General features: G+C 72.5%; 21 protein-coding genes. 14 read left to right on the forward strand and 7 right to left on the reverse strand.

Annotation, left to right across the window (positions count from 1 at the left end; genetic code table 11):
- Positions 1-11 precede the first annotated feature (11 nt).
- Entirely contained in the window at positions 12-857 is an 846-nt protein-coding gene (locus tag ACWIGU_RS26125; protein ID WP_454404129.1) for a glycerophosphodiester phosphodiesterase, read from the forward strand.
- Here the strand turns inward: ACWIGU_RS26125 and ACWIGU_RS26130 are convergent.
- From ACWIGU_RS26130 to ACWIGU_RS26145, 4 genes are all read right to left on the reverse strand, one after another.
- Entirely contained in the window at positions 844-1,470 is a 627-nt protein-coding gene (locus tag ACWIGU_RS26130; protein ID WP_454404130.1) for a TetR/AcrR family transcriptional regulator, read from the reverse strand. The genes ACWIGU_RS26125 and ACWIGU_RS26130 overlap by 14 nt on opposite strands.
- A 239-nt stretch (positions 1,471-1,709) precedes the next feature.
- Entirely contained in the window at positions 1,710-2,726 is a 1,017-nt protein-coding gene (locus tag ACWIGU_RS26135) for a small ribosomal subunit Rsm22 family protein (protein ID WP_454404131.1), read from the reverse strand.
- A 31-nt stretch (positions 2,727-2,757) separates the two neighbouring features.
- Entirely contained in the window at positions 2,758-3,948 is a 1,191-nt protein-coding gene (locus tag ACWIGU_RS26140; RefSeq protein WP_454404132.1) for a serine hydrolase domain-containing protein, read from the reverse strand.
- Positions 3,882-5,195: a multidrug effflux MFS transporter gene (locus tag ACWIGU_RS26145; RefSeq protein ID WP_454404320.1), complete on the reverse strand. Its 1,314-nt coding sequence runs from the start codon at positions 5,193-5,195 to the stop codon at positions 3,882-3,884. Before ACWIGU_RS26145 ends, ACWIGU_RS26140 begins: the two co-directional genes overlap by 67 nt.
- A gap of 124 nt (positions 5,196-5,319) precedes the next feature.
- On the opposite strand from ACWIGU_RS26145, the gene ACWIGU_RS26150 reads away from it, so the two are divergent.
- Positions 5,320-6,318 (forward strand): Gfo/Idh/MocA family protein, encoded by a 999-nt coding sequence (locus ACWIGU_RS26150; protein ID WP_454404133.1) that lies wholly within the window; start codon positions 5,320-5,322, stop codon positions 6,316-6,318.
- 234 nt (positions 6,319-6,552) lie between these two features.
- Here ACWIGU_RS26150 and ACWIGU_RS26155 read toward each other — a convergent pair whose 3' ends face one another.
- Entirely contained in the window at positions 6,553-8,202 is a 1,650-nt protein-coding gene (locus ACWIGU_RS26155) for an alkaline phosphatase D family protein (protein WP_454404134.1), read from the reverse strand.
- Positions 8,203-8,336: 134 nt separating this feature from the next.
- Here ACWIGU_RS26155 and ACWIGU_RS26160 point away from each other — a divergent pair, with 134 nt between their 5' ends.
- From ACWIGU_RS26160 to ACWIGU_RS26170, 3 genes are all read left to right on the forward strand, one after another.
- Positions 8,337-9,128 carry an SDR family oxidoreductase gene (locus ACWIGU_RS26160; protein WP_454404135.1) on the forward strand — a complete coding sequence of 264 codons (792 nt, stop codon included), beginning with the start codon at positions 8,337-8,339 and terminating at the stop codon, positions 9,126-9,128.
- A gap of 105 nt (positions 9,129-9,233) precedes the next feature.
- Positions 9,234-9,695: a lamin tail domain-containing protein gene (locus tag ACWIGU_RS26165; protein WP_454404136.1), complete on the forward strand. Its 462-nt coding sequence runs from the start codon at positions 9,234-9,236 to the stop codon at positions 9,693-9,695.
- Positions 9,696-9,814: 119 nt separating this feature from the next.
- Entirely contained in the window at positions 9,815-10,693 is an 879-nt protein-coding gene (locus ACWIGU_RS26170; RefSeq protein ID WP_454404137.1) for a PhzF family phenazine biosynthesis protein, read from the forward strand.
- Between the two features lie 8 nt (positions 10,694-10,701).
- On the opposite strand, the gene ACWIGU_RS26175 is transcribed toward ACWIGU_RS26170, so the two are convergent.
- Entirely contained in the window at positions 10,702-11,025 is a 324-nt protein-coding gene (locus ACWIGU_RS26175) for a nuclear transport factor 2 family protein (RefSeq protein ID WP_454404138.1), read from the reverse strand.
- A gap of 187 nt (positions 11,026-11,212) precedes the next feature.
- On the opposite strand from ACWIGU_RS26175, the gene ACWIGU_RS26180 reads away from it, so the two are divergent.
- On the forward strand, positions 11,213-11,785 hold the full coding sequence (locus ACWIGU_RS26180; RefSeq protein ID WP_454404139.1) for a DoxX family protein: 573 nt from the start codon (positions 11,213-11,215) through the stop codon (positions 11,783-11,785).
- A gap of 23 nt (positions 11,786-11,808) precedes the next feature.
- Positions 11,809-12,195, forward strand: a complete 387-nt coding sequence (locus ACWIGU_RS26185) for a MazG-like family protein (RefSeq protein ID WP_454404140.1) — start codon at positions 11,809-11,811, stop codon at positions 12,193-12,195.
- On the opposite strand, the gene ACWIGU_RS26190 is transcribed toward ACWIGU_RS26185, so the two are convergent.
- Positions 12,181-12,603: an NUDIX hydrolase gene (locus ACWIGU_RS26190; RefSeq protein ID WP_454404141.1), complete on the reverse strand. Its 423-nt coding sequence runs from the start codon at positions 12,601-12,603 to the stop codon at positions 12,181-12,183. The genes ACWIGU_RS26185 and ACWIGU_RS26190 overlap by 15 nt on opposite strands.
- Before the next feature lie 118 nt (positions 12,604-12,721).
- Between ACWIGU_RS26190 and ACWIGU_RS26195 the strand changes: the two genes are divergently transcribed.
- The 7 genes from ACWIGU_RS26195 (at position 12,722) to ACWIGU_RS26225 (ending at position 18,110) form a co-directional block, all read left to right on the forward strand.
- Positions 12,722-13,279 carry an MOSC domain-containing protein gene (locus ACWIGU_RS26195; RefSeq protein ID WP_454404142.1) on the forward strand — a complete coding sequence of 186 codons (558 nt, stop codon included), beginning with the start codon at positions 12,722-12,724 and terminating at the stop codon, positions 13,277-13,279.
- Complete coding sequence (locus tag ACWIGU_RS26200; protein WP_454404143.1) at positions 13,279-13,869, forward strand: GrpB family protein; 591 nt, start codon at positions 13,279-13,281, stop codon at positions 13,867-13,869. Before ACWIGU_RS26195 ends, ACWIGU_RS26200 begins: the two co-directional genes overlap by 1 nt.
- 86 nt (positions 13,870-13,955) lie before the next feature.
- Positions 13,956-14,231, forward strand: coding sequence for a DUF1876 domain-containing protein (locus ACWIGU_RS26205; RefSeq protein WP_356272925.1), 276 nt, complete (start codon positions 13,956-13,958; stop codon positions 14,229-14,231).
- 223 nt (positions 14,232-14,454) lie between these two features.
- On the forward strand, positions 14,455-15,477 hold the full coding sequence (locus ACWIGU_RS26210) for a sigma-70 family RNA polymerase sigma factor (protein WP_454404144.1): 1,023 nt from the start codon (positions 14,455-14,457) through the stop codon (positions 15,475-15,477).
- A 111-nt stretch (positions 15,478-15,588) separates the two neighbouring features.
- Positions 15,589-16,533 (forward strand): ABC transporter ATP-binding protein, encoded by a 945-nt coding sequence (locus tag ACWIGU_RS26215; protein WP_266564849.1) that lies wholly within the window; start codon positions 15,589-15,591, stop codon positions 16,531-16,533.
- Entirely contained in the window at positions 16,530-17,300 is a 771-nt protein-coding gene (locus tag ACWIGU_RS26220) for an MlaE family ABC transporter permease (protein WP_454404145.1), read from the forward strand. The genes ACWIGU_RS26215 and ACWIGU_RS26220 overlap by 4 nt, the downstream gene beginning before the upstream one ends.
- Positions 17,301-17,303: 3 nt before the next feature.
- Positions 17,304-18,110, forward strand: coding sequence for an MlaE family ABC transporter permease (locus ACWIGU_RS26225; RefSeq protein WP_454404146.1), 807 nt, complete (start codon positions 17,304-17,306; stop codon positions 18,108-18,110).
- Position 18,111: the final 1 nt, after the last annotated feature.

Genomic DNA, 18,111 nt, shown 5'->3' on the forward strand with positions numbered 1-18,111 from the left:
CCGTGGTCGGCATGGTCACACGGACTGCGCTGACGGGCCTCGGCGGGCTCCTGGTTCTCGCCCCGCTGGCCCTCTCCCCCGTCGAGTGGGGCGCCGGTCCCCTGACCGTCGGCAGCCTCCCCCGCATCGTCTACACGGCACACCGCGGCGGCGCCCTGGAAGTCCCGGAGAACAGCATGTCGGGCCTGACGGCCGCCTTTGAGCGCGGCACCGCGCAGGTACTCGACTTCGACACCCGGATGCTTCGCGACGGCACGATCGTGGTCCTGCACGACCCGACCCTGGACCGCACGACGTACGCGTCGGGCCGGGTGAAGAGGATCGACGCCCGGCAGTGGGCGCGCGTGCGGATGCGTCCGAAGGCCTCGCTGCCGGGCCACTGGCGCGCGGAGCCGCTGCCGACGGCCGCCGAGGTCCTCGACCGTCTCGGCGGCCGCACCGTGCTGATGATGGAGGCGAAGGACCCGCGGAGCCTGGACGGGATCGCCGCGATGATCCAGCGCCGGGGCCTTGCCCGGTCGGTGTTCGTGAACTCCAACGACCCGGCCGTCGCCCTGCGCGCCCACGACATGGGCCTCACGTCGCAGCTGTGGCGCTCGGAGGTCCAGATGCGCACGGACCGCCCGGCGCGCTGGGCCCGGTTCGTCGACCTGCTCGACGTGGACTACAAGGCGCGCGACGCCGATCTCGTACGGGCCGTGCGGTCCGGGATCCCGCGGGTGTGGGCGCACACGGTGGATTCACCGCGCCAGCGGGACCGCGTGCTGCGGCTCGGCTGCAACGGCGTGATCACGGACGCGCCGGGCCTGCTGGCCCGCACCCCGTCGGCCGTGCGGGCGCGGGTCAGCGGGGGCTGAGCCCGTAGAGGGCGTACTCGACGAGAGCGTCGGCGTAGGCGTGGTCCAGAGGGCCCGTGCCCTGGAGCCAGCGCTGGGCGAGCGGCGCGGAGAACAGGTCGCGGGCGATGTACGGGTCGACGTCGGCGCGGATCTGGCCGGCGTCCTGCGCGGCACGCAGCCGGCGTACGTACAGCTCGAGGGCGGGCATGAGGAGGCGGCCGACGAACTCCTCGCCGAAGGCCGGATTGGCGACTCCCTCGGCGGCGAGGGCACGGGCGGGGGCGTCGTAGCGGGGGTCGAGCAGCTCGTCGACGGTGGCGCGCAGGACCGCCTTGAGGTCGGCCTCGATGTCGCCGGTGTCCGGGATGCCGTCCGCCTCCGCCCAGTCGCCCGCTCCGGCGGCCTCCGCCGCCTGGACGCCGAGGTCGATGAAGGCCTCCATGAGGACCTCCGCCTTGGAGGACCACCAGCGGTAGATCGTCTGCTTGCCGACGCCCGCGCGGGCGGCGATGCCCTCGATGGTCGTCTTGGGATAGCCGATCTCGGCGACGAGAGTGAGGGCGGCGTCGTAGATCGCGCGGCGTGAGCGCTCGCTGCGGCGGTTGGAGTCGGGAGCGGTCTTCTGGGCCATGGCTCGAATGTATCAGCGGGCGAGGCGAGACGTACCGTCTCCATTTCCGGCGTCGAGTGCTGCACGCCGGAGCTTCGCGGCTAGGAGCTCGGGGCCTGACCTTGTCTGCCGGGTGCGGGGTGTCTGTGGTTGATCGCGCAGCTCCCCGCCCCACGAGGGCGTGCGCGCGCCAAGGGGGCGGGGAACTGGGCGCGCAGCCCACGGCTGCTCGCGGCCGGCCCGAACGCCGAGCGGCGGCCCTACGGGGCCGGAGGCCAGGCGTCGCCCCAGTCGGCGTCGCGGGCCGCCCGGTACAGCGGCCCGTGCCGCTTCGTCACCGTTTCGCGGCCCAGCGCGCCCTCCGCCTCGCACAGGTCAAGGAGTACCTGGCCCTTGCGGATCTGGGGGCGGCGGGTGATCCGGGCCGCGGGGCGCTCGGGGGCGAAACGGGTCGCGGCCACGTAGCTGAACTTCTCGTCCTCGTACGCGAGCGATCCGCCCTTGACCTGGCGGTGCAGCGACGACCGGCTGACCCGGGCCGAGAAGTGGCACCAGTCGGTGCCGGGCTCGATGGGGCAGGCAGCGCTGTGGGGGCAGGGCGCGGCGACGTGGAATCCGGCGTCGATCAGGCGCCGGCGTGCCTCGATGATCCGCTCGTAGCCGTCGGGGGTGCCGGGCTCGACGACGACCACGGCCCCGTCGGGGCTCGCGGCGGCGGCCGCGGCGTCGACCACGGAGCGGCGGTCGTCCGCGGTCAGTTCCTTGAGGACGTACGAGACCGTCACGAGATCGGTGCTCTCGATGGTGAGCGCCGCTCCGATACGGGAGCGCTGCCACCGCGCGGACGTCAACCGGTCGCAGGAACCGGCCAGTTCACGTCCGAGGGCGAGCGCGGGCTCGGCCCAGTCGAGGACGGTGACCGGGCGCTCGCCGGCCCAGGTGTCAGCGACGGCCCAGACCGCGGCGCCCGTCCCGCCGCCCACGTCGACCTGGCTCCCGGGCGCCCAGCCCTCGGGCGCCGCGTCGGCGAGCGCGCCGAGCGCCGAGCGGACCGCCTCGAAGGTGGCCGGCATCCGGTACGCGGCGTAGGCGGCGACGTCGGCGCGGTCCCGCAGGATCGGCGCGTCCGTCGGGGTGCTCCCCCGGTAGCTCGCGATCAGCCGTTCGACGGCGCGGGCCGCCTGCGTGGGCGGCAGCCCGTCGAGCAGCCCCGCGAGGGCCGCGCGCAGGGTGTCGGCCGGGGAGGCGGGCGAGTAAGGGGTCAGGGGGGCGTTCACCCCCTGATTCTACGGTCGCGGCGGGGACCGCCTACGCGCCCACGGCCCGCGCGAGACGCGTCGCCGCCGAGGCGCGCGGCCCGTTCTGCGGGGGCCTGCGGCGCGGGTGGACCGTGTTCGCGAGAAGGATCAGGAACGTGTCCGTGGCGCGGTCGAGGACGAGCGACGTGCCGGTGAAGCCGCAGTGTCCGGCCGCGCCACGGCCCGCGAGCTCGCCCATGAACCAGGGCTGGTCGAGCTGGAAGCCGAGGCCGGGCGCCGTCAGCATCAGCTCGACGTAGTCGGGGCCGAGGATGCGGGCGGTGCCGTACGAGCCGCCGTTGAGCAGGGTGCGGCACAGGACGGCGAGGTCGTACGCCGTGGAGAAGAGGCCCGCGTGACCGGCGACACCGCCCAGCGCCCAGGCGTTCTCGTCGTGGACGATGCCGCGCAGGAGGCCCCGGTCGGCCTTGGCCCAGGGGCGGCGCTGGTCCTCGGTGGCGGCGGCGCCGGGGTGCGGGCCGAAGCCCGTCGCCGTCATGCCGAGGGGCCGGGTGATGCCGTCGCGCACGAGGACGTCGAGGGGGCGCTGCGCGATGCGCTCCAGGACCTGCTGGAGCAGCAGCATGTTGAGGTCGGAGTAGAGGTAGGCGCCGGCCGGGGACGACGGGGCCTCGGTGCGCAGGGCCGCCAGGCGCGCCGCGTCGTCCGGGCAGTCGTAGAGCGGGAGTTCGGGGCGCAGGCCCGAGGTGTGGGTGAGGAGCTGGCGGATCGTGACGTCGTGCTCGGCGGCGGCGGTGAACTCGGGGACGTACGCGCCCACCCGCGCGTCGATGCCGAGGGTGCCGCGCTCCAGCTGCTGCACGGCGGCGACGGTGGTGAAGAGCTTGGTGAGGGAGGCGAGGTCGAAGGCCGTGCCGGGGCGCATGGGGACGCGCGACGCGGGCGGGAGCTCGACGCCCCGGTCGGCCGTCTCGTCGTAGGCGAGGTACCGCGTCGCCCAGCCCGCCGCCTCGTGCGCGGCGACGACCGGGCCGCGGCCCGCGAGGACGACGGCGCCCGCGCACCAGGGGCGCGCCCCGCGGGGCAGTTCGCGCACGTCCTGGACGAGGCGGCGCAGCCCGTCGGGGTCGAGCCCGGCGCGTTCGGGGGTGCCGGGGCGCAGTCGTGGGGTACTCAGTGCTCCGCCTCCCGCGTCGGCCCGGTCCCGCGCTGCCAGGGGCGGCACAGTCCCAAGAAGCATGCGACGGCCGCCAGGGCGCAGGCCAGCTGGACGACGGCCATCGGGACGGCGGTGCCCTCGCCCGCGATGCCCACGAGCGGTGAGGCGATGGCGCCGACCAGGAAGGAGGAGGTGCCGAGGAGCGCGGAGGCGGAGCCCGCGGCGTGCGGGGTGCGCATCAGGGCGAGGGCGTTGGTGTTGGGCATGGCGAGGCCCATCGCGGACATGAGGACGAACAGTCCCGCCGCGATCGGTACGAGTCCCACGTCGCCGAAGACGCCGGTCGCCATGAGCAGGAGCGCGGCGGAGGCGAGCGCGATGACGCACAGGCCGACGCCGAGCGCCTTGTCGAGGCTGACGCGGCCGACGAGGAGCTTGCCGTTGATCTGGCCCACGGCGATCAGTCCGACGGAGTTGATGCCGAACAGGAGGCTGAAGGTCTGGGGCGAGGCGCCGTAGATCTCCTGGACCACGAACGGCGATGCGCTGATGTAGGCGAAGAGGGCGGCGAAGACGAAGCCGCCCGCGATCATGTAGCCGGTGAAGACGCGGTCGGCAAGGAGGCCGCGCATGGTGCGCAGCGCCTCGGCCGTGCCGCCGCTGTGCCGCCGTTCGGGGGCGAGCGTCTCGGGCAGGCCCTTCCAGACGAGGGCGGTCAGCGCGATGCCGACGGCGGTGAGGACGACGAAGATGCCGCGCCAGTCCGTGATCCGCAGGACCTGGCCGCCGATGAGGGGCGCCACGATCGGGGCGACGCCGGAGATCAGCATGAGGGTGGAGAAGAAGCGCGCCATCTCGACGCCGTCGTACAGGTCGCGCACGACCGCCCGGGCGATCACGATGCCGGCGGCCCCGGCGAGGCCCTGCACCAGGCGGAAGCCGATGAGGAGCGGGGCCGTGGGGGCGAGGGCGCAGACCGCGGTGGCGGCGATGTAGAGAAGGAGTCCGATGAGGAGGGGGCGCCTGCGGCCCCACTTGTCGCTCATCGGGCCGACCGCGAGCTGCCCGAGCGCCATGCCGGTGAGGCAGGCGGTGAGGGTGAGCTGGGCGGTGGCGGCCGAGGTGTGCAGCGCGCCGGTGACCTCCGGGAGTGCCGGGAGGTACATGTCCATGGACAGCGGCGGTACGGCGGTGAGTCCGCCGAGTACGAGGGTGACCAGGAAGCCGGTGCGGCGGCGGGCGGTGAGCGTGGGCCCCGCGACGGGTGGTGCCTCCGGTATGCGCTGCGCTTCGCGCGCGGACGCGTGCTGGCGGCCGTGGTCCGGCATGCGGTTCCCCTCCCGGTCGTTCATTCGATTACCTATGCTCTCAGCTCAGGTGCATTGGTTGAGACCACATTTCGTGACGTGCCGGCCAGGGCAGCGGCCGGAACCTGGCAGGGGGCCTTCAGTGGTGGAACGTGAGCGTGTGCGGTGGGGCGTCCTGGCGACCGGGGGCATCGCCGCGTCCTTCACGGCGAACCTTCTCGACATGCCGGACGCGGAGGTCGTCGCCGTGGCGTCCCGCTCCGAGGCCTCGGCGAAGGCGTTCGCCGATCGGTTCGGGATACCGCGGGCCTACGGGGACTGGTCCTCGCTCGCCGGGGACGAGGACGTGGATGTCGTGTACGTCGCGACCCCGCACTCGGCGCACCGCGCGGCCGCCGGGCTGTGCCTGGAGGCGGGACGGGCGGTCCTGTGCGAGAAGGCGTTCACGCTGAACTCGCGCGAGGCGGAGGAGCTGGTGACGCTCGCCCGCAGCCGCGGCCTCTTCCTGATGGAGGCCATGTGGATGTACTGCCATCCGCTGATCAGGAAGCTGAAGGCGCTGGTCGACGACGGTGCGGTCGGTGACGTCCGGACGGTGCAGGCCGACTTCGGGCTCGCGGGCCCCTTCCCTCCGGCGCACCGGCTGCGCGATCCGGCGCAGGGAGGGGGCGCGCTGCTCGATCTCGGCGTGTACCCGGTGTCTTTCGCTCACCTGATCCTCGGTGAGCCGTCGGAGGTCACTGCGAGAGCGGCGCTCTCGGACGAGGGCGTTGATCTCCGTACGGGGATGCTGCTCTCGTGGGAGAGCGGTGCTCACGCGCTGCTCGACTGCTCGATCGACGCGGGCACTCCGGTCACCGCGTCCATCACCGGCTCCCAGGGCCGTATCGACATTCCGCACGGCTTCTTCTACCCGGAACGGTTCGTGCTGCACCGCGACGGGCGGGAGCCGCAGGAGTTCACGGCGGAGGCGGCCCACGGGCCTCGCGACAGCCTCCGGCATGAGGCGGGTGAGGTGATGCACCGGCTGCGGGCCGGGGACACGGAGTCGCCGCTTGTGCCGCTTGCCGGTTCTCTGGCGGTGATGCGCACGTTGGACTCCGTCCGGGAGCGGATCGGGGTGCGGTATCCGTCGGAGCGGTAGCGGCGTCCGGGCCGGTGCGTTGCGGTTTCGTCGCCGGGTGACGCCCGGTGGGGGGCTTGTCGCGCAGTTCCCCGCGCCCCTGAAGACAGGTGCCCGCGCCCCTGAAGACAGGTGCCCGCGCCCCTGAGAAGGCGACTCCCGGTGGGGGCGAAAGGCAGTCCCCGCGCGCGGTCTCGCAGAAGGGACTCCCCCGCGCCCCCGAAAGAATCAGGGGCGCGGGGTGGCCGGCCCCCGTTATGCCGGGCGCAGGCCCTGGTTGCCCACCGTCGTGACGAAGGACGCCGCCGTGGTGATCGGGGCCCCCGGCGTCGTCACCGCCGGGACCGTCTTGAAGTCGGCTCGGGCCTCGTGTTCGCCGAGGGCGACCGTCACGTAGCCGCGGCGTCCGTTGTAGAACTTCAGGTGCGGGTTGGCCTGGGTGTACGTGCCCCAGTTCGCCGGCTTGTCCGCGCCGTCCTTGCCGCTGCTGACGGACGTGGCGACGATCTCCGTGCCGAGGGTCTTCGACGACGGGTCGTCGAAGTTGTCCTTGATGTCGAAGGCGTAGCCCACGTGCACGTCGCCGGTGAGCACCATCAGGTTGTCGACGCGGGCCGCCCTGGCCCCGGCGAGGACCCGCCCGCGCGAGGCGCGGTAGCCGTCCCACGCGTCCATGGACACCTTCGCGGCCGCGTTCAGGTCGAGCTTGCGCTGCGAGAAGGTGACCTGCTGCGGGACGACGTTCCACAGGGCGTCCGAGCGGCGCCAGCCGTCGATGAGCCACCGCTCCTGCGTGGCGCCGGTGATGGTGCGCGCCGGGTCGTCCGACTCGGGACCGGGGACGTGCGAGCCGTCGCCGTATGCCTGGTTGGAGCGGTACTGACGGGTGTCGAGGATGTCGAACTGGGCCAGCTTGCCCCAGATCAGGCGCCGGTACATCTGGGCGTCGGGGCCCTGCGGGAGTTGCGGGCGGCGCAGGGGCTGGTTCTCCCAGTAGGCGCGGTACGCGGAGGCGCGGCGGAGCAGGAACTCGGCGGGCGGGCCGTCCTGTTCGTCGATGTCGTCCGCGTAGTTGTTCTCTGTCTCGTGGTCGTCCCAGGTGACGACGAAGGGGTGCGCGGCGTGCGCGGCCCGCAGGTCCGGGTCGGACTTGTAGAGCGCGTACCGCAGCCGGTAGTCCTCCAGCGTCACGGTCTCGCGGTTGAAGTGGGCGGGCAGTGCGTCGGCGCCCGTGTAGGCGCGGACGCCGCCGGCGGAGTTCACGGCGTACTCGTAGAGGTAGTCGCCGAGGTGGAAGACGACGTCCACGGAGGCGTCGGCGGCGAGGTGCTTGTAGGCCGTGAAGTAGCCGTCGTGGTAGGCCTGGCAGGAGACCGCGGCGAGGGTGAGGGCCGAGGTGCGGGCGTGGGCGGAGGGCGCGGTGCGTGTCCGGCCGGTGCCGCTGACCCACGTGCCGGTGCGGAAGCGGTAGTAGTAGACGCTGCCCGGCGCGAGGTGGTCGACCTCGACGTGGACGGAGTGGTTGAACTCCGGGTGCGCGGTGGCCGTGCCGCGCCGCACGACGCGCCGGAAGCGCTCGTCGTGCGCGAGCTCCCATTCGACGGCTATGCGCTGGGCGGGCAGACCGCTGTCCGCCTCGTACGGGGACGGGGCCAGGCGCGTCCACAGCAGGACGGAGCCGGGCAGCGGGTCGCCGGAGGCCACGCCGAGCGTGAACGGGTCGGCGGTGATCTTCCGCGCGTCGAACTCGGCGGCGGCGGCGGTGCCCGCGGCCGGCAGGTTCGTGGCGAAGGCGAGCGCGGCGGCGGCGCCCGTGACGGTGAGGAAGCGGCGGCGGCCCAAGTGGCCCGCCACGGCACGCATTTCGGGCGAGTGCTGGCTCGGATGGCGTCCTACGGCTGTCATGTGACCCTCCCCTGACGGTTGTTGTCAGAGGAAATTGGAGTGCCGGGGGACGACCGCGACCTGTCATGCGCACAGCCGCCACATGGCGGATGAGTGATCTCCGTATGACCCCTCCTGCCGTACGCTCCGGGGCCATGAACGCTCAGAACAACGCCCCGGAACCGCACGAACCGGCCGCCGTACCCACCGCCCTGGTGACCGGCGCGGGCTCCGGCATCGGCCGGGCCGTCGCCGTCGAACTGCTGCGCGCGGGCTGGCAGGTGGCGCTCGCGGGCCGCCGCACCGAGACCCTCGACGCGACGGCGGCCCTCGCCCCCGAGGCCGCGGCCAGGTCACTCTCCGTACGGACCGACGTCTCCAGCCCTGACGACGTGGCCGCGCTCTTCGCCGCCGTACGCGACCGGTTCGGCCGCCTCGGCCTGCTCTTCAACAACGCGGGCACGTTCGGGCCCGCGGTCCCGGTCGAGGACCTGGAGTACGACGCCTGGCGCCATGTCGTCGACACGAACCTCAACGGCGCGTTCCTGTGCGCCCAGGCGGCGTTCCGGCAGATGAAGGAGCAGGACCCGCAGGGCGGCCGGATCATCAACAACGGCTCCATCTCGGCGCACACGCCGCGGCCTCGCTCGACCGCGTACACGACGACGAAGCACGCGCTGACCGGGCTGACGAAGTCACTGTCCCTGGACGGGCGTCCGTACCGGATCGCGTGCGGCCAGATCGACATCGGCAACGCGGCGACCGACATGACGGAGCGCATGCGGACCGGGATCCTCCAGGCGAACGGAACGCTGGCGCCGGAGCCGGTGATGGATGTCGCGGACGTGGCGCGCACGGTGCGGCACATGGCCGAGCTGCCCCTGGAGGCGAACGTGCAGTTCGCGACGGTCCTGGCGACCAACATGCCGTACGTCGGGCGCGGTTGAGAGGTCAATCTCCACAAGCGGAATAGGACCTACCGCGCCAATTCAGGGCAGCGCAGCCCGTATGCTCGACACCTCTCCACGAGAACTTCACATTCGGAGCACATCTTGCGCATACGTTCCACGGCCTCCGCCGCCCTGGCGGCCGGCGTCCTGTCGGTCTCCCTGCTCGCCGCGGCCCCGGCCTCCGCGGCCGCCCACCAGGGCGGTCTGCACCTGGGCTACATCCAGTACGACAGCCCCGGCAGCGACAACCGGTCGAACTCGTCGCTGAACGCGGAGTGGGTGAACATCCACAACAACACCCGCTCCGCGATCCAGCTCAAGGGCTACAAGCTCAAGGACAACACCGGCTACACGTACACGTTCGGCAGCTACAACATCGGCGCCGGCAAGACGGTCAAGGTCCGCACCGGCAAGGGCACCAACGCCTCCGGCGTGCGCTACTGGGGCCGCGGCTCGTACGTCTGGAACAACACCGGCGACAAGGCCCGCCTCATCAAGCCGAGCGGCACCCAGCTCGACTCCTGCTCATGGGGTGACGGGCCCGGCGGGATCAGCTGCCACTGAGCCACTTCCGAGGGGGAACGCGGGCAGCCGTTCCGCGGTCCGGGGCAGGGGGGACCTGCCGACGGGACCGCAGGATGACCCGGGCCGCGCTGCGGCTGCCCGCGCTACGCTCCCCCGTCATGAACACCAACTCCGACGTGCTGCGCTACACCGCCTTCACCACGGACCCCGCGGGCGGCAACCCCGCCGGTGTCGTGCTCGACGCACGTGCGCTCGACGACGAGGAGATGCTCGCCATCGCGGCGCGGCTCGGATACAGCGAGACGGCGTTCCTGACACCGGGGCCCGAAAGCACCCCGGCGCCCGACGGCGCGCGGCGCTCGTACACCGTGCGCTACTTCAGCCCCAAGGCCGAGGTCCCGTTCTGCGGGCACGCCACGGTGGCCACGGCCGTGGCGCTCGGCGAGCTCCACGGGCCCGGCGACTACGTCTTCGCGACGCAGGCCGGCGAGGTGCCGGTGACGGTCGCCCAGGGCGCCGACGGCACCCCGCGCGCGACGCTCACCAGCGTCGAGCCGCACATCACCGAGGTGGCGCAGGACGACCTGGCCGAGGCGCTCGCCGCGCTCGGCTGGCCCGCCGCCGGCCTCGACCCGGCGTTCCCGCCGCGCATCGCCTACGCGGGCGCCCGCCACCTCGTCCTCGCGGCCGCCACCCGCGCGCGGCTCGCGGACCTCTCCTACGACTTCGCGCGCCTCGAGGCCCTGATGCACCGCCTCGACCTCACCACGGTCCAACTGGTCTGGCGTGCCTCGGAGTTCGTCTTCCACGCCCGCGACCCGTTCCCGGTCGGCGGTGTCGTGGAGGACCCGGCGACGGGCGCCGCCGCGGCGGCGTTCGGCGCGTACGCGCGCGCACTCGGACTCGTCCCCTCCGAGGCGGTCCTCACCCTTCACCAGGGCGAGGACATGGGCCGCCCGGGCGAGCTGACGGTGACACTGCGCGAGGGCGACCCGCGAGTCCGGGTGAGCGGCGCGGCGGTACGGATTGCCGGCTGACCGGGGAGTCAGGCCTGGCCGGTCTCGAAGCGGGTCACCTTGCCGCCCGCCACGACGAACTGCCACTTCGTCCGCATCTCGCCCCAGGCGTCGTTGCGGTAGAGGGCCGTGAGGGCGAGGCCGCCCGCGGACTCCTTCTCGATCTCCATGTGCGCGTTGGACTCGAAGATCTCGCGGCCGGTCCACTCGTCGACGTCCCGGTCGGACCCGTCGTCGGACATCGTCGCGCCGGGCGCGAGGGCGGCGCGGAAGGCCTCCCGGTCGTGGGAGTTCACCGCGGTGACGAAGGCCCGGACGGCCGGGTCGCTGAGCTTCGTTGTCTGGATGGCCATGACGCCGTCTCCTGCCTCTCCTTCCGGCGCTACGGTGCCGGACCTTCCGGTCGTTCGTCGCCGGTTCGGGACCCCGGCCGCACAGGGCCCGGGCCCCCGGCCCAGACTCACACCGCGGCCGGGGACACGCCACCCGAACGGGCCCGCACACCGGGTGCCGGGGCCCGGCGTGGCGGACCGTTGGACCATGACCTGTCACAAGCCTTGTGTGGACCGCAAAGACCTGGGCCTGCTCGTGCTGCGCGTGGGCACGGGCGGTGTGCTCGCCGCGCACGGAGCGCAGAAACTGCTCGGCTGGTTCGGCGGCGGTGGCCTGCCCGCCACTACGGCCGGGATGGAGGCCATGGGCTTCGCCCCGCCGAAGGCGAGCGCCCTGGCCGCCGGTGTCGGCGAGGCGGGCGGCGGCGTCCTGCTCGCCCTCGGCCTCGCCACGCCCGTCGGCGGGGCCGCCGCCGCCGGCACGATGGCCGGCGCGGTCTCGGTGCACGCGCCCAACGGCTTCTTCGCCCAGGGCGGCGGCTACGAGTACCCGGCCTTCCTCGGCTTCGTCGCGGCCGGGCTCGCGGTGACCGGCGCGGGCCGTTACTCCCTCGACCATGCCCTCGGCCACGTCCTGGACCGGCACTGGATGGTCCCGGCCGCCCTGGTGGGCAGTGCCGCCGCGGCGCTCGCGGTCGTGGCGTCGCGCACCAAGCGGGTGCGCGGGCCGGGTCCGCAGCCGGGTCCGGGGGAGTATTCCCCGGACACCACGGACGAGTAGCCCGTCCGTGGCAGGCTGCGGGTATGCCCGACACCACGCGGCCCAGCGCCCGGCACGACCCCGCCCCGCCCACGTACGACAGCGTGTGGGAGACCGTCGACGGGCTGCGCGCCTGGCTCGACTCGCACAACCGCCGCACCGCGGACGAGGCCCTGCTCCTGCGGGTACTGAAGCTGTCGGAGGAGGTCGGCGAGGTCGCCCAGGCGGTGATCGGCGCGACGGGGCAGAACCCGCGCAAGGGCGAGAGCCACTCCTGGCAGGACGTCGAGTCGGAGCTCTGCGACGTGGTGGTGACGGCCCTGGTCGCCCTGCGCACACTGACCCCGGACGCCCCGGAGGTGCTCGCGGCGCATCTGCGCCGGGTGGCGGAGAGGTCAGGGCTGAAGCCCCTGCGCTCAACGGCCGAGTAGCCCCGACTCCCTGAGCAGCGGCACCACTTGACGGCGTACCGCCGGGGCGAGGAGGACGCCCGGGGTGTCCTCGCCGTCCGTCCAGCGCATCCCGGCGAGTTCGGCGGCGGGCTCGGGGCGGCGGTCGAGCGTGGCGGCGTACACCGTCATCCGCATCGGCGCCCCTTCGAGCGCGGCGACGTCCTCGACCTCGGCGAGCAGTTCGAGGCCGTACGGGACGACGCCGAGCTCCTCGTCCAGCTCCCTCAGCAGCGTCCGCTCGGGGCTTTCCCCCGGCTCCGGTTTCCCGCCCGGCAGGTAGAACACATCGGGAGCGGCCTTCTTGCTGACCACGAGCAGCCGCCCGTTCTCGACGACCGCGGCGGCCACGACGGTGATCAGGGACTGTTCGGTCTCTTGCTGCGCCATGCCGCGATTGTGCCGCAGGGGCGGGGTTAGGCTCGGTAGGGATCTCGGTCCGGACGGCCGGGATCGCGGAGCAGGCGGCCGGGGGCACCGCTCACCGGCGCGGAAACGGGGTCCTGGCATGGGCAGGTTCGACGGCGGCAGGGTCATCGCGGTCAGCAGCAACGAGACGTACTCCTTCACGAAGCCGAACCGGGAGAGCATCACGCTGCTCGCCGGGCTCGGCGTGGACGGCGACGTGCACGCGGGCGTCACGGTCAAGCACCGCTCCCGCGTCGCGAAGGACCCGACGCAGCCGAACCTGCGGCAGGTCCACCTCATGCACGAGGAACTGTTCGCCGAGGTCGCCGAGCAGGGCCACGACGTCGCTCCGGGCGACCTCGGGGAGAACGTCACGACGACCGGCATCGACCTGCTCGCGCTGCCCGCCGGCGCGCTCCTGCACCTCGGCGAGGGCGGCGCAGTCGTCGAGGTCACGGGCCTGCGCAACCCGTGCCTGCAGATCGACCACTTCCAGGACGGGCTGCTCAAGCGGGTCGTCGGGCGCGACGAGGACGGGGCGATCGTCCGCAAGGGCGGGATCATGAGCGTGGTGCGGACCGGCGGCGTGGTGCGCCCCGGCGACGCGATCCGCGTGACCTTGCCGGCCGGACCGCACGTCGCGCTGGAAGCCGTCTGATGATGCCCGAGTCGAAGACCCCTCTCGTCGTCCCGTACGACGCGGCCTGGCCGGAGCGGGGCCGCGCGCTGTGCGCCGAGCTCGGCGCCGCGCTCGGCCCGGTGGCCCTGCGGGCGGAACACATCGGCAGTACGTCGATCCCGGGGATGGCGGCGAAGCCGGTCTACGACCTCCAGGTGAGCGTCGCCGACCTGGACGAGGCGGAGGCCGCGTTCGCGGGCCCCCTCGCGGACCTCGGCTTCCGGCTCTCCTCCTACCGCCGGGACCACGTACCGGCGGGCCTGGACGACGTACCGTCCCGCTGGGCCAAGCGCTTCTGGTCCCGCCGCGGCACGGCCGCCGAGCCGGTCAACCTGCACGTACGCCTCGCGGGCTCCCCCAACGAACGCCTGGCCCTGCTCTTCCGCGACTGGTTCCGCACCCACCCGGAGGCGGTCCCGGCCTACACCCACTTCAAGTACGCCCTCGCCTCCCGGGTCTCCGACACCGGCACCTACGCCGACGTCAAGGACCCGGTGGTCGACCTGGTGGTGGCGGTCGCGGAACCCTGGGCGGCCGAGACGGGGTGGACGGCGGAACCGGAGGACTGAGCGGCTCGGGCGGCCCCTGGCGGGACGTGGTGCGTCGCGGGTCCGACAGGCGCACCCTGGTAATAGCAGTCCCGGAGGTGATCTCGATGTCGGCACAGACCGCTGTCGGATGGCATGTAGAGCTGGAATTCGAAGAAGACACACATCGCACGCGTGCCGCCGCGCTCGTCCGGCTCCCCGACGGGAGCGAGGTACGGGCCCATGGCTACGCGAGCCGCCACCCCTCCGACGCGAACCAGCCGCGGGTCGGCGAGGAGGTCGCGGGAGCGAGGGCGCTCAACGAGCTGGCGATGAAGATGCTGACCAAGGCCCACGGCGAGATCGACGAGGCGTCGGGGCGCACGTCGCACGCGTTGCGGTGAGGGATCCGGGGAGCGGGGGTTCCGGAGGCCCAGGGGTCGCGCAAGCGCGCCCTCCGTCACCGCGCGGTTCCACACAGCGACGGAGAGGCTCAGGCCGAACCACTGACCTGCAACGGTGTGGACTCGATGGGCTCCTCCCCCTCCACAACTGCGGATACTGGGCGGTAATGTCGCCACCCGCCGGACGGCACGAGAACCGGCGGGCGAGTGCGAAGGGGCTCTCATGGCGACGGACATGCCCGCGCAGACGCGAGCGGCCGACGACCGTTGGCAGCACATGTGGAGCCACCGCGAGCAACTGCTCAAGGTGGCCCGGCGCAGGTCGATGAGCCTGGAGGACGCCGAGGACGCGGTGCACGAGGCGATGCTGCGCGCCGCGGAGCGCCCTGATCTGGACGACGAGCGCCTCGGCGCCTGGCTGACGACCGTGACCATGCGGCTGTGCGTCGACCGGTGCCGCCAGGTGAACCGCGAGGCCGAGGTGCACCGCAGCCCCACGCTCGCCGTGCCGGGCCCCGTGCCCGTCGAGGAAGCGGTGTGCGACCGGGACGAGGCCCGGTGGCTGGCCGTACGCAGCGGGGAGCTGCCCGCGCGCCAGGCCGAGGCACTCCGGCTGAAGTCCGAGGACCTCGATGTCGGCCAGGTCGCCGTACGCATGGGGCTGAGCTATCGCACCGTCGAGTCGCTGCTCGCCCGGGCTCGGCGCACCCTGCGCAACTCCCTGGCCGGAACGCTGGGCCTGGCTCTGTTCCTGTGGGGGCGCGGCAAGCTGCGTGCGGGCGGCCACGCGCAGGCCGTCGCGGTGACGTCGACGGCCGCGACGCTGGCGGTGGCGGGGTTCGTGCTGCCGTACGTACACGACGGCGGCGGGCAGGGCGGCGCGGCTTCCCGGCCCTCCGTGTCCCAGACGGACCGGGGGGCCACGGAGACCGTCCGGCCGGACGGCGTCGGCCGGCCCGTCACCCCGGACGACAGCCGTGATCCGCCGGCCGCCTCGCCGTCTCCGACGGCGACGCCTACGGTCTCACCCCGCGAGCACGACCGGTCGCTGCTGCCGCTGTCGGTGCCGTCCCTGCCCGATGCCTCGCTGGCACCGGTGCCGTCCGTCCCCCGTGTCCCACAAGTCCCCACTGTCCCCGCCGTCCCCGCTGTCCCCGACGTGTCAGACCTGCCGCGCGTCCCCGCGCTCCCCCATGCACCCGCCGCCACGTCCGCGGTCCCGACCCCGACGACCGCACTCCCGTAGAACCGTCGGCGCAGGACCCCAGAAAAAAATCCGCCCCACCCGCGACGGACGCCCCGCCCTTCCCCGTAGAGCAGATGTCGGGGGAGCTCCGCGGGCCGAAGGGTGGACCGGATGGGTGTCGAGATCTGTGTGGAAGGGCTGACCAAGTCCTTCGGTCACCAGGTCATCTGGCAGGACGTCTCGCTGACGCTGCCCGCCGGGGAGGTCTCGGTCATGCTCGGCCCCTCGGGCACGGGCAAGTCGGTGTTCCTCAAGACGCTCGTCGGGCTGCTGAAGCCTGAGCGTGGCTCTGTGAAGATCGCGGGCCGGGATGTCACGAAGCTGCGCGAGCACGATCTCTACGAGGTGCGGAAGTTGTTCGGCGTCCTGTTCCAGGACGGCGCGCTGTTCGGGTCGATGAGTCTGTACGACAACATCGCCTTCCCACTGCGTGAGCACACCCGCAAGTCCGAGAGCCAGATCCGGCGGATCGTGCTGGAGAAGATGGACATGGTCGGCCTGATCGGCTCGGAGGAGAAGCTGCCCGGCGAGATCTCCGGCGGGATGCGCAAACGGGCCGGTCTCGCACGGGCGTTGGTCCTCGATCCGGAGATCATCCTGTTCGACGAGCCGGACTCGGGCCTCGACCCGGTGCGCGTGGCATACCTCAACCAGCTCATCGTCGACCTCAACGCGCAGATCAACGCCACCTTCCTGATCGTCACGCACGACATCGCCTCGGCCCGCCAGGTGCCCGACAACATCGGCCTGTTGTTCCGGCGCGAACTGGTCATGTTCGGGCCCCGCGAGAAGCTGCTCACCAGCGACGAGCCCGTCGTACGGCAGTTCCTGAACGGCCGCATGGAGGGCCCCATCGGGATGGCCGAGGAGAAGGACGCCGCCCAGGTGGAGCAGGAGCTGGCCCGGCTCGGCGCCGTGGACCGCAAGGCCCGCCACGTCGGCAACGACATGACGCCTCGCCTGCTGCCGGGCCCCGGCATCACCCGCCCGCCCCGCTGGGAGGCGATCGCGCGGCGCGAGGCCGAGCTGCACCGCAAGGAGGCGGCCGACGCATGACAATGTCACCAGTGGGCGCGCTCCGGCACTCGGGGAATCTGTTCGCGATGGCGCTCGACGTCGTCCGGACTGTTCCCCGACGCCCCTTCCAGGCAAGGGAGTTCATTCAACAGGCGTGGTTCATCGCGAGTGTCACGATCCTGCCGACGGCGCTGGTGTCCATCCCGTTCGGCGCGGTCATCGCGCTGCAGATCGGCAGCCTGACCCGGCAGCTCGGCGCGCAGTCGTTCTCGGGGGCCGCCTCGGTCCTCGCCGTCCTGCGGGAGGCCTCGCCGATCGTCACGGCACTGCTGATCGCGGGCGCCGGCGGCACGGCGATCTGCGCGGATCTCGGGGCACGGAAGATCCGTGAGGAGATCGACGCGATGCAGGTCCTCGGCATCGACCCGATCCACCGCCTCGTCGTCCCGCGGGTGCTGGCCTCGATGCTGGTGGCGGTGCTGCTGAACGGCCTGGTGTCGGTCGTCGGGGTGGCCGGCGGCTACTTCTTCAACGTCGTGCTGCAGAACGGCACCCCGGGCGCCTATCTCGCCTCCTTCACCACGCTCGCCCAGCTCTCCGACCTGTGGGCGGCGGAGATCAAGGCGCTGGTGTTCGGCGCCATCGCCGCGATCGTCGCCTCGTACAAGGGGCTGAGCGCGAAGGGCGGCCCGAAGGGTGTGGGGGACGCGGTGAACCAGTCGGTGGTGATCACCTTCATGTTGCTGTTCGTGACGAACTTCGTGATGACCGCCGTGTACTTCCAGATCGTTCCGCAGAGGGGCTGAGTCATGGCACTGCTGCTGAGGAGCCTGGAGGAGCTGGGCCGTCAACTCTCCTTCTACGGACGCTCGCTCGCCTGGACGGGCCGTACGCTGCGCCGCTACAAGAAGGAGATCCTGCGGCTGCTCGCGGAGGTGAGCTTCGGGCGCGGGGCGCTCGCCGTCGTGGGCGGCACGGTCGGCGTGATCGCCTTTCTGTCGTTCTTCACGGGCACGGAGGTGGGCCTGCAGGGGTACGCCGCGCTGAATCAGCTCGGCACGTCCAACTTCGTGGCGTTCCTGTCGGCGTACTTCAACACCCGGGAGATCGCCCCGCTGGTGGCCGGGCTCGCGCTGTCGGCGACGGTCGGCGCCGGGTTCACCGCCCAGCTCGGCGCGATGCGGATCAGCGAGGAGACGGACGCCCTCGAAGTCATGGGCGTGCCCTCGCTGCCGTTCCTGGTGACCACCCGGATGATCGCCGGCTTCGTTGCGGTGATCCCGCTGTACGTGGTCGGGCTGCTGTCCTCGTACTTCGCGGCCCGCACGATCACGACCGGCTACTACGGGCAGTCGGCGGGCACGTACGACCACTACTTCCAGCAGTACCTGCCGCCGGTCGACGTGCTGTGGTCCTTCGGCAAGGTGCTGGTCTTCGCCGTCCTGATCATCCTGGTGCACTGCTTCTACGGCTACTACGCGAGCGGCGGCCCGGCGGGCGTCGGTGTCGCCGTGGGCCGTGCCGTGCGTACCTCGATCGTCGCGATCAATGTCCTCGACTTCTTCCTGTCGCTCGCGATCTGGGGCGCCAACACCACTGTGCGGATTGCCGGGTGAA

Source organism: Streptomyces sp. NPDC055400 (genome assembly GCF_053644375.1).

Coding starts and splice junctions, on each gene's coding strand:
- ACWIGU_RS26145 (WP_454404320.1), bottom strand. CDS start 5,195: ATGCCGGACCACGGCCGCCAGCACGCGTCCGCGCGCGAAGCGCAGCGC.
- ACWIGU_RS26215 (WP_266564849.1), top strand. CDS start 15,589: ATGGGTGTCGAGATCTGTGTGGAAGGGCTGACCAAGTCCTTCGGTCAC.
- ACWIGU_RS26205 (WP_356272925.1), top strand. CDS start 13,956: ATGTCGGCACAGACCGCTGTCGGATGGCATGTAGAGCTGGAATTCGAA.
- ACWIGU_RS26225 (WP_454404146.1), top strand. CDS start 17,304: ATGGCACTGCTGCTGAGGAGCCTGGAGGAGCTGGGCCGTCAACTCTCC.
- ACWIGU_RS26130 (WP_454404130.1), bottom strand. CDS start 1,470: ATGGCCCAGAAGACCGCTCCCGACTCCAACCGCCGCAGCGAGCGCTCA.
- ACWIGU_RS26220 (WP_454404145.1), top strand. CDS start 16,530: ATGACAATGTCACCAGTGGGCGCGCTCCGGCACTCGGGGAATCTGTTC.
- ACWIGU_RS26190 (WP_454404141.1), bottom strand. CDS start 12,603: ATGGCGCAGCAAGAGACCGAACAGTCCCTGATCACCGTCGTGGCCGCC.
- ACWIGU_RS26180 (WP_454404139.1), top strand. CDS start 11,213: ATGACCTGTCACAAGCCTTGTGTGGACCGCAAAGACCTGGGCCTGCTC.
- ACWIGU_RS26155 (WP_454404134.1), bottom strand. CDS start 8,202: ATGACAGCCGTAGGACGCCATCCGAGCCAGCACTCGCCCGAAATGCGT.
- ACWIGU_RS26170 (WP_454404137.1), top strand. CDS start 9,815: ATGAACACCAACTCCGACGTGCTGCGCTACACCGCCTTCACCACGGAC.
- ACWIGU_RS26140 (WP_454404132.1), bottom strand. CDS start 3,948: ATGCTTCTTGGGACTGTGCCGCCCCTGGCAGCGCGGGACCGGGCCGAC.
- ACWIGU_RS26195 (WP_454404142.1), top strand. CDS start 12,722: ATGGGCAGGTTCGACGGCGGCAGGGTCATCGCGGTCAGCAGCAACGAG.
- ACWIGU_RS26210 (WP_454404144.1), top strand. CDS start 14,455: ATGGCGACGGACATGCCCGCGCAGACGCGAGCGGCCGACGACCGTTGG.
- ACWIGU_RS26175 (WP_454404138.1), bottom strand. CDS start 11,025: ATGGCCATCCAGACAACGAAGCTCAGCGACCCGGCCGTCCGGGCCTTC.
- ACWIGU_RS26200 (WP_454404143.1), top strand. CDS start 13,279: ATGATGCCCGAGTCGAAGACCCCTCTCGTCGTCCCGTACGACGCGGCC.
- ACWIGU_RS26160 (WP_454404135.1), top strand. CDS start 8,337: ATGAACGCTCAGAACAACGCCCCGGAACCGCACGAACCGGCCGCCGTA.
- ACWIGU_RS26125 (WP_454404129.1), top strand. CDS start 12: ATGGTCACACGGACTGCGCTGACGGGCCTCGGCGGGCTCCTGGTTCTC.
- ACWIGU_RS26185 (WP_454404140.1), top strand. CDS start 11,809: ATGCCCGACACCACGCGGCCCAGCGCCCGGCACGACCCCGCCCCGCCC.